Origin of the sequence: Bradyrhizobium sp. INPA03-11B, from assembly GCF_040446015.1 — a bacterium.
GTDB lineage: Bacteria > Pseudomonadota > Alphaproteobacteria > Rhizobiales > Xanthobacteraceae > Bradyrhizobium > Bradyrhizobium macuxiense_A.
Genome location: NZ_JASGSR010000105.1, coordinates 19521 through 28162, shown reverse-complemented (window position 1 = coordinate 28162; position 8642 = coordinate 19521). Strand labels below are relative to the sequence as shown.

Here is an 8642-nt window from a genome sequence, read left to right as displayed (position 1 = left end):
CTCGCCATGCGCGATGTTGACGACGCGCATCACGCCGAACACCAGCGCAAGCCCGATGCCGAGCAACGCGTAGAGCCCGCCCAGCAGGGCTCCGTTGATCAATGTCTCAACCCAGATCATGTTCGTTGCCAATCCTGGCTAGTTTCCGAAATAAGCGTGCGTCAGCTGCTCCGGCTGCAATCCTTGCGCCGGACCGGTCAGCGACACCCGCCCCTTCAACAGGCAATAAATTCGCTCGGAGGTGGCGAGCGCGCGGTTGACGTCCTGCTCGACCAGCACGACGGCGGTGCCCTCGCGGCGGATGTCGGCAAAGGAGCGATAGATCTGCTCGACCACGACGGGCGCGAGCCCGAGCGAAATCTCGTCGCACAAGAGCAGCCGCGGGTTCGACATCAGCGCGCGGCCGATCGCCGCCATCTGCTGCTGGCCGCCGGAGAGTTGGCCGGGAAACATTCGCCGCCGCTCTTCCAGGATCGGGAACAGGTCGAACACCCGCCGCAAGGTCCAGCTGCCCTTGCGCCGGTTGACGCTGCCCATCAGCAGGTTTTCCTCAATGGTCAACGAGTCGAACAGCAACCGCCCCTCGGGCACCATGATGAGCCCGAGCCGCGACACCTGCTCGGCCGGCATCTGCGAGATGTCGACGCCGTCGAAACGCACCGCCCCGCGCCGCTCCTCGTTGAGACCAACCAGCGCCTTCAGGAACGTCGACTTGCCGGCGCCGTTGGCGCCGACCAGCGCCACCGCCTCGCCGTCGGCGACGGTGAAATCCATGTCGAACACGGCCTGGAGATCGCCGTAGAAGATCTGCAGGCCGTTCACATCAAGCAACGCCATCGGCCTTCAATCCCATATAGATTTCACGCACCACGGCGCTGTCCATGACGTCAGCCGGCGGCCCCTCCAGCACCTTGCGGCCGAAATCGAGCACCAGGATACGATCCGACACCGCGCGCAACGCATGCGGAATGTGCTCGATCCAGATCATGGCGTGATCGGCCTTCACGCCCTTGATGATGGCAACCAGGCGCTCGACCTCGGGCTCGGTCAGCCCGGCGGCGATCTCGTCGAGCAGGACCAACTTGGGTTTCGAGGCCAACGCCTTGGCGAATTCCAGCCGCTTGCGGTCGATCAGCGGCAATGCGCCCGCGAGCTTGTCCGCCTTGGCGTCGAGCCCGGTCCGCTGCAGCACCTCCATGGTCCAGCTCGATGCCGCCTCGCCGTACAGGCCCGCGCCGTAGGACGCCGCGACCAGCGCGTTCTCGTAGACCGACAGATGCGGAAACGGTTGCGGGATCTGGAACGCCCGCCCGAGCCCCATCCGCGCCCGGCGATGCGGCGGCAGGCCCGTGATCTCCTTGTCGTCGAGCATGATCGAACCGCCGTCGGCCGTGAGCAGGCCGACGATCAGGTTGAGCAGCGAGCTCTTGCCGGCGCCGTTCGGGCCGATCACGCCGACACACTCGCCGCGCGCCAGCTCGAAGCTGACGTTGTCGGCGACCACGATCTCGCCGAAGCGCTTGGAGAGCCCGCTGACGCGCAGAAGCGGTGCCATCTCAAGCCAGCTTGGAGAGCAGCTGGAGATCGGCCTGCTTCGGGATGAACGGCGCCGTGCCGTTGTGCACGATCAGGAGCTCGTATTTCGACTTGCCGCCCTTGCTCTTGCGCCATTGCCCGCCGGACAGCGAGGTCACCGCGACGTTCTTGATCGGTGTTCCCTTGAACTTCACCGGCCCGACCACCGTCTCCATGTCGAGACCCGCGATGGCATCGCGCAGCGAGTTCTTGTCCTTTGGATCGCTGTTCTGCAACGCGGCGAGCGCAACCTCCCACAAGGCATGGGCGTAACCGATCGGCTGAGTCCATTGCTTGCCCGTCGTCTTCTCCCATTCCGCGGCGAGTTCGGCGGCGGTCTGCCCGGTCAGCGACGACTTGAACGGATAGGCCGGCGTCCACCACACTTCGGTGGACATGCCGTCGCCACGATCGCCGAGCGCGTTCACCGCACTCGGAAACAGGAACGCTGCCGCGACGGTGCAGATCTGCGGCTTGAAGCCGGCCTGGGCCGCCTGATTCCACAGCGTCACCCAGTGATTGCCGTAAGTGAAGCCGGAGACGATGTCGACGCCGTTGTTCTTGAACGACGACACCTGATTGGTGAAGTCGTCGGTCGCAATCTGGAATTTTCCGGCGGAGAATTCCTGATAGCCCGCCTTCGTAATGCCGCCGGGCAAACCGACCTTCGGGTCGGAGAACGCCTGGCCGGCGGGATTGTCGATATAGAGCGTGCCGACCTTCTTGTTGGTCTCGACCGACTGCCACATGCCGAGGAAGTTCTTCACGACATCATCGGCGCCCCAGAAGAAGTGATAGCTGTAAGGGAAGCCCTTGTCGGGGGTCGACTTGCGCGGAAACATCCAGCCCTGCCACGGCACCATGGTCGAGATCGAAGGAATGCCGCGGGCATCGGCGAGCTCTTGCACCGGCGCCTGCGCGTCGCCGTCCTCGATCAGGATCAGGTCGCATTTCTCCCGTAACACCAGCTCGCTCGCAACCACGGACGAGCGGTTCGGATCGGACTGATTGTCCTTGAAGACAAACTCGACCTGCCAGGTCTTGCCGCCGATCTTGAGGCCATCCTTGAGCCGGGCCTTGATGCGTTCGTGAATCCAGGTGTCGGGTTCGGCAAACGGCGCGCGGACGCCGGAGAGGCAACCGACCCAGCCGATCTTGATCGTGTTGCCGGCGGCGCGCGCGATGTTGACCAGCGGCACATTCATCGCGGATGCGAGACCGGTTGCACCGGCCGCCTTCAGCAGCGTGCGGCGGTTGAGCCGGCCGGACGACGGGTTCGTCTTTGAATTCTCAGTCATGTCCCTCTCCCTGAAACAATTGTCTGAAGTAAATTCCGCCTAGGCCGCGGATCGCTGGATCGCCGCACGGCTCACCGCGGCAAATTTGCACAAGGTGTTCTCGATGATGTGGCGCGGGATACCGCGCACGATGAAGACGAGCCGCGAGCGGCGGTCCGCAGACGGCCAGCCGGCAAGCGTGATCGGCGGATGGAACACGTGCTGCACGCCGTGCACCACGATGGGCGCATCAGGCTGCTCGGCGACATGCACAATCGCCTTGAAGCGCAGCAGGTCTTCGCCCCTCAGCGCCGCGACATAATCGAGCCAGCGCGCAAACGCGTCGCGCTGGATCGGCTCGTCGATGACCAGGCCGTAGGACGACACGCCGGTATCGTGTCCGTGATGGCTGTGATGGCCGCACGCCGCCCCGTTGCAATCATGGTCGGCGTGATGATGCGGCGCGTTCGCGGCCTGCGATGCCAGATCGAACCAGCGCACGACATCGGCGGACCGCGCCGCCGGATCGAACAGCCCGGCATCAAGAACCTTGGCCGGATCGACCATCCCGTTCCGCACATGCGCGCGCGTCGCCACCGGATTGATCGCTGCCAGCCGCGCATCGAGCCGCGCCAGCGCATCGGCGGCGGTAAGGTCGGTCTTGGTCACCAGCAGCCGGTCCGCGACCGCGACCTGTTTGACGGCTTCATCATGCGTCGCAAGCGTGCGCGCGCCATTGACGGCATCGACGGTCGCGACCACGCCGTCGATCCGGTATCGGCCGACGACATCTGGGGCGGTCATCAGCGTGTGCAGCACCGGCACGGGATCGGCGAGCCCGGTGGTCTCGACCAGCACGCGGTGGAACGGCGGCATCGTTCCGGCAGCGCGACGCGCGGCGAGATCGGCCAGCGTCTCGATCAGATCTTCGCGCACCGAGCAGCAGATGCAGCCATTGTCGAGCAGCGCGAGACGGTCCTCGCTGCTCTCGACCAAAAGGTGATCCAGCGCCACCTCGCCGAACTCGTTGATGATGGCGACGACGCCATTGAGCTCCTTCTGGCGCAGCAGATGGTTCAGCACCGTGGTCTTGCCGCTGCCGAGGAAGCCGGTCAGCACCGTGACCGGGATCTGGTCCGTTGCTGCCATCACGTGCCCCGCTGGTAGACCTTGCGGCCCTCGAAGAAGGTCATCTCGACCCGCGTATCGGCGAGTTGATCCGGCGGGATGTCGAAGATCATCTGGTCGAGCACGATCAAATCGGCCGATTTGCCGACCTCGATCGAGCCGATCGACTGGCCGAGGCCGGCCGCACGCGCGGCGTCGATGGTGTAGATGTCGATCACCGTCGCAAGATCGAGCGCCTGCTCCGCCCACAGCGACTTGCCGGGAAAATCGCCGGTCGGATTTTGCCGCGTCACCATGCCTTCGATGCCCTGCCAGGGATCGGGGATCGGGATCACCGGCCAGTCCGAGCCGCCGGCCATCAACGCGCCGGCCTCCTTCAAATCCCGATTCGGCCAGAAGCGCTGCGCACGCTCCTCGCCCATCGCGGCCTTGTGCGCCTCGAGGAAGATGGTCGGATACCAGATGATCGGCGACAGGTCGGCCGCGACGCCGAGCTCGGCGAAGCGCTTGATGTCGTCGGGCGCGATGTAGCTCGCATGGGCGATCTGATGAATCAGGTGGGTCGCCCCGTTGAAGCTGCGCACGACGTCGATCGCATCGAGCGCCTGCGTCACCGCGGCATCGCCGGCGCAGTGGATCTTCCCGGCCAGGCCGAGCTTCTCGCAGCGCCCGAGCCAGCGGATCAGGTCCGGCACCGTCAGCATGGTCGCGCCGCGGAAGCAGCAGCCGCGCACGGGATCGGCGACGTAAGGCTCGTGGAAGGCCGCGGTCTTGGCGCCGGGCACGCCGTCGAGGAACACCTTCACATAGTCGGGCTTCACATGAGCGCCGCGATACTGCTCGCGCAACGCGAACAGCTCCTCGCCGGCCTTGCCGAACATGAAGCCGGGCTCGACCACCGGCATCGCGCAGACCGCCCAGGCGGTGAGCTCGCCGCGGTCGTCGAGCCCTTTCAGCGCCGCCATGATCGGCTGCATGCTGGCGGCGTCGATGAAGGCGGTGACGCCATAGGTATTGAGCACCGAGATCGAGCGCGCCACCGCCGCACGGTCCATCTCGGCCGTGTAGTGACCGGAGGCGGCGAGCGCCCGCTCCACCAAACCCGAAGCGGCCTCGATCATGATCCCGGTCAGCGTCCCGGTCTTGAGATCGCGGCCGATCTCGCCGTCGGTCGGATCAGGCGTGTCGGCCTGCACGCCGGCGGCCCGCAGCGCCGCGGAGCTTGCCCAGCGATTGTGATAGGTGTCGTCGCGCAGCACGACCGGGTGCCCGAGGCATGCCGCGTCGAGCAGCGCGCAGGACTCCGCGGTGTTCATCTCGTTGAGCAGATTGTTGCCGAACTGCCCGCCGACGATCCAGGCGCCCGGCGCAGCCGCCGATGCGGCCTTGTGCAAGGTCTCGGCGATCCTCGGCACGCTGTCGGCGTTGGAGAAGCGCAGCTCGTAGAGATCGGCCTGCCCACCCATCATGATGTGGTTGTGGATGTCGACGATCCCCGGCATCGCCATCCGCCCGCCGAGATCGACGGTCGTGGTGCCCTCGCCGACCAGTGCCGCGACGTCGCGCTCCTCGCCGACGGCGATGAACCGACCGGCCTTGACCGCCGCCGATGTCGCCCAGGGCTGCCCGCGGTTCGACGTGTAGATCCGGCCGTTGCGGAAGACCGTGTCGGCGAATGTCCTGTTCATGCGGATCAACTTCTCGATTGGGAAAGCCTGGAGCGCCCACTGTGCGGTGCACAGCGGCCGAACTGCGCACGACACCAGCGTGACGCCAAACGTTCGGCATGTCGGCATTTGGAACAATCCACCGTCCGGTGGATGCTTCGCCGCCTCCCGCAATGCGGGCAAGCGGCAGCAGCTTAAAACCCGAGCGCCAGGCCGTCCTTGCGGTGGTCGGAGGCGCCGAACAGAACGCCCCTGGCGTGGTCGATGCGGATCGCCTGACAGCCGCCGATCGGCTCCTCGGAGAAGCGGGCCTCGTGACCGCGGGCGCGCAGCTCGTCGCGGATATCAGGCGATATCGTCGTCTCCAGCGACAACGCGCCGTCAAAGGCAAAGGAGCGCGGTGCCTCCGCTGCCGCCTGGATGTCCATCTTCAAATCGAAGATGTTCGAGATCAGATTGGCATGGCCCGCGGCCTGGTAATGTCCGCCCATCACCCCGAACGACATCACGGTCCTGCCGTCCTTGCGCACGAGGCCCGGGATGATGGTGTGAATCGGCCGCTTGCGCGGCCCGAGCGAGTTGAGGTGTCCGGGCCTGGCGCGAAAGCTCCAGCCGCGGTTGTGCAGCAGGATGCCCGATTTCGGCGCGTAGATGCCGCTGCCGAACGGATAGAACAGCGAGTTGATCAGCGAGATGGCATTGAGGTGGCGGTCGACCACCGTGACATAGACGGTGTCGCGGTGCTCGATATCGTCCCAGGTCGCGGGCGCGGACGCGCTGTCCATGTCGATCTTGCTGCGGATCCTTCCGATATAGTCTTCGGCAAGGAATGCAGCCGGATCGACCTTGCTGGTCGCCGGATCGCAGAAGAAGGCGTCGCGCGCGCGGTAGGCGGCCTTGGTGGCTTCGGCGAGCAGATGGATGCGATCGGCCTGCGCGAGTGAACCGAGATCGTAACCGGCAAGCGTGCGCAGGATCATCAGCGCGGCCAGGCCCTGCCCGTTCGGCGGACACTCGACCACGTCGTGATCATGGTATTGCGCCGAGATCGGCTGGACATAATCCGAGCTGTGCGCGGCAAAATCGTCGGTGCTGTGGGAGCCGCCCAGCCCGCGCAAGATGCCCGTCATCTCGTCGGCGGCCTCGCCTACATAAAAGGCATCGCGACCGTGCTGCGCGATCCGGCGCAGGGTGCGGCCGAGCGCAGGTTGGGCGCGGATATCGCCAACCTCAGGCGCCTTGCCGCCGGGAAGGAACTGTGCGGCCGCATTGGCGTCGATCTCGATCCGCGCCCGAAAGCGGCGCCAGTCCTCGGCGACGCGCGGCGTGACGCAGAAGCCCTGCTCGGCGGCCGCTATCGCCGGCCGGAAGATCTCCTCCAGCGATTTGCTGCCGTGATCGGCGACCAGCCGGCACCACGCATCGATCGCGCCGGGCACGGTCACCGCCTCGGGCGCGGTCGGCGGAATGTCGCGCGCGCCGGTTGCGGAATATTTTTCGACATCGGTACGAGCCGGCGTGCGGCCCGAGCCGTTCAGCGCGATCGGCTCCCCGGCTCTCGGTGAATATAGCGCAAAGCAGTCGCCGCCGATCCCGGTCATCTGCGGCTCGACCACGCCCTGCACCGCGACCGCCGCCACCCCGGCATCAACGGCATTGCCGCCGGCCTTCAGCATCTCGACCGCGGCAAGCGTCGCCTGCGGATGCGAGGTCGCGGCCATGCCGCGCTCCGCAACCGCCACCGAGCGGCCGATGGCCATGAAATCACGCATGTCGCTTCCTCTGATGTTGCGAGCGGCAGCCGCTCGCCAACATTGTCGAATACGACACCGGTCCCTCGGGGAACTTTCGGTTGGCCGCGCGGTGGGCGGCAATCCACCCAACGGTGGATCGGGTGGCTGCGGGACGGGATGCAAAACTCGGACAGATCGTGTCGCGAGAACGCGAATGTGCGACTCACCGGCCGAGCAACCTATTCGGTGTCGTCCCTGCGAAAGCAGGGACCCATAACCACAAATGCAGATTGATGCGCGACGGCGGAACGACGAGTCCCGATCACAATCGCCGCCGCGGAGTATGGGTCCCTGCTTTCGCAGGGACGACATGTGGAGAGAGCCGTGGCTTCACGCCACTCAATGCGGCCGCGACATCATCGCCACCACGGCCGACCGCGTCTCGACGCCGAGCTTCTCGAAGATATGGATCAGGTGCGTCTTCACCGTCGCGAGACCGATGTTCAGGCATTCGCCGATCTCGCGGTTGGTGCGGCCGCAGCACAACAGCTCGACCACCTCCATCTCGCGCGAGGTCAGGCCGTAGCGCGCCGGCTCGTCGGGATTCGACGACAGGCGGCTGGTCAGGTTGAACTCGAGATAGTCGTGGATCTTCTCGGCAATATGCATGCTGCCTTCGGGGATCGCGCAGCCCGGCGCCCAGAGCACGCTCATGCCGGCGACGATCCGGTCGTTGCGGCGGAAAAAGAACTCGATCATGTCGGCGACGCCGCATTGGCCGGCGAAGGCGCGGTAGGTCGCCGCCTCCTGGGACGCGCATTGGGCGAGCGCTGTGCTCAGGCGGGCAATCGACCGGTTGCTCGCGGAGCGCGGATGCAGCGGATCGAGCCGGTTCATGCCGGCAAGATACTGGTCGTGGAAACTCGGCGGAACGTTGCTGGAGAGCACGAAGCGGTTGAGGGTCAGATTGCCGTCGACCTCGTAGAACGCGGTCGCGGAACCCTCGAGAATCCCGCGCGCGAACTGAATGGCCTGCGTGGTTGCCGGATCCGGTCGGCCCAGAAGCGCGATCATGACCTACCTCCCGATGTTTCCCGATGGCGAACGTCTACGCGTCGCATGGCTGGCACGCTGGGGCAGACGCAGGGCGTAGTCAAGCAATTTGCGGGCCAAGCGCACATCCTGGAAACGGTTACGCCGGAGTAACCTCAGGCCCCTCTCCACCATCCGGTTGATTGCGGACGGCGCGACCCATGCGGAAC

7 protein-coding genes and 1 pseudogene are annotated in these 8642 nt (G+C 65.8%); all 8 read right to left on the bottom strand.

Annotated elements, in window-relative coordinates; genetic code table 11:
• Positions 1–120, bottom strand: a pseudogene (locus QMZ05_RS31525) (branched-chain amino acid ABC transporter permease); the annotation flags it as partial.
• Positions 121–138: 18 nt separating this feature from the next.
• On the bottom strand, positions 139–837 hold the full coding sequence (locus QMZ05_RS31520) for an ABC transporter ATP-binding protein (protein ID WP_353704297.1): 699 nt from the start codon (positions 835–837) through the stop codon (positions 139–141).
• The gene (locus QMZ05_RS31515) at positions 824–1555 is read right to left on the bottom strand and encodes an ABC transporter ATP-binding protein (RefSeq protein ID WP_353704296.1); all 732 of its coding nucleotides are present in this window, start codon (positions 1553–1555) and stop codon (positions 824–826) included. The genes QMZ05_RS31520 and QMZ05_RS31515 overlap by 14 nt, the downstream gene beginning before the upstream one ends.
• A 1-nt stretch (position 1556) precedes the next feature.
• Positions 1557–2873: an ABC transporter substrate-binding protein gene (locus tag QMZ05_RS31510; protein ID WP_353704295.1), complete on the bottom strand. Its 1317-nt coding sequence runs from the start codon at positions 2871–2873 to the stop codon at positions 1557–1559.
• Positions 2874–2912: 39 nt separating this feature from the next.
• On the bottom strand, positions 2913–4001 hold the full coding sequence (locus tag QMZ05_RS31505; protein ID WP_353704294.1) for a GTP-binding protein: 1089 nt from the start codon (positions 3999–4001) through the stop codon (positions 2913–2915).
• Positions 4001–5668: an amidohydrolase gene (locus QMZ05_RS31500; protein WP_353704293.1), complete on the bottom strand. Its 1668-nt coding sequence runs from the start codon at positions 5666–5668 to the stop codon at positions 4001–4003. Before QMZ05_RS31500 ends, QMZ05_RS31505 begins: the two co-directional genes overlap by 1 nt.
• Before the next feature lie 173 nt (positions 5669–5841).
• The gene (locus QMZ05_RS31495) at positions 5842–7419 is read right to left on the bottom strand and encodes a gamma-glutamyltransferase family protein (protein ID WP_353704292.1); all 1578 of its coding nucleotides are present in this window, start codon (positions 7417–7419) and stop codon (positions 5842–5844) included.
• Between the two features lie 360 nt (positions 7420–7779).
• Positions 7780–8454 carry a LuxR C-terminal-related transcriptional regulator gene (locus QMZ05_RS31490; protein WP_279704720.1) on the bottom strand — a complete coding sequence of 225 codons (675 nt, stop codon included), beginning with the start codon at positions 8452–8454 and terminating at the stop codon, positions 7780–7782.
• Positions 8455–8642: the final 188 nt, after the last annotated feature.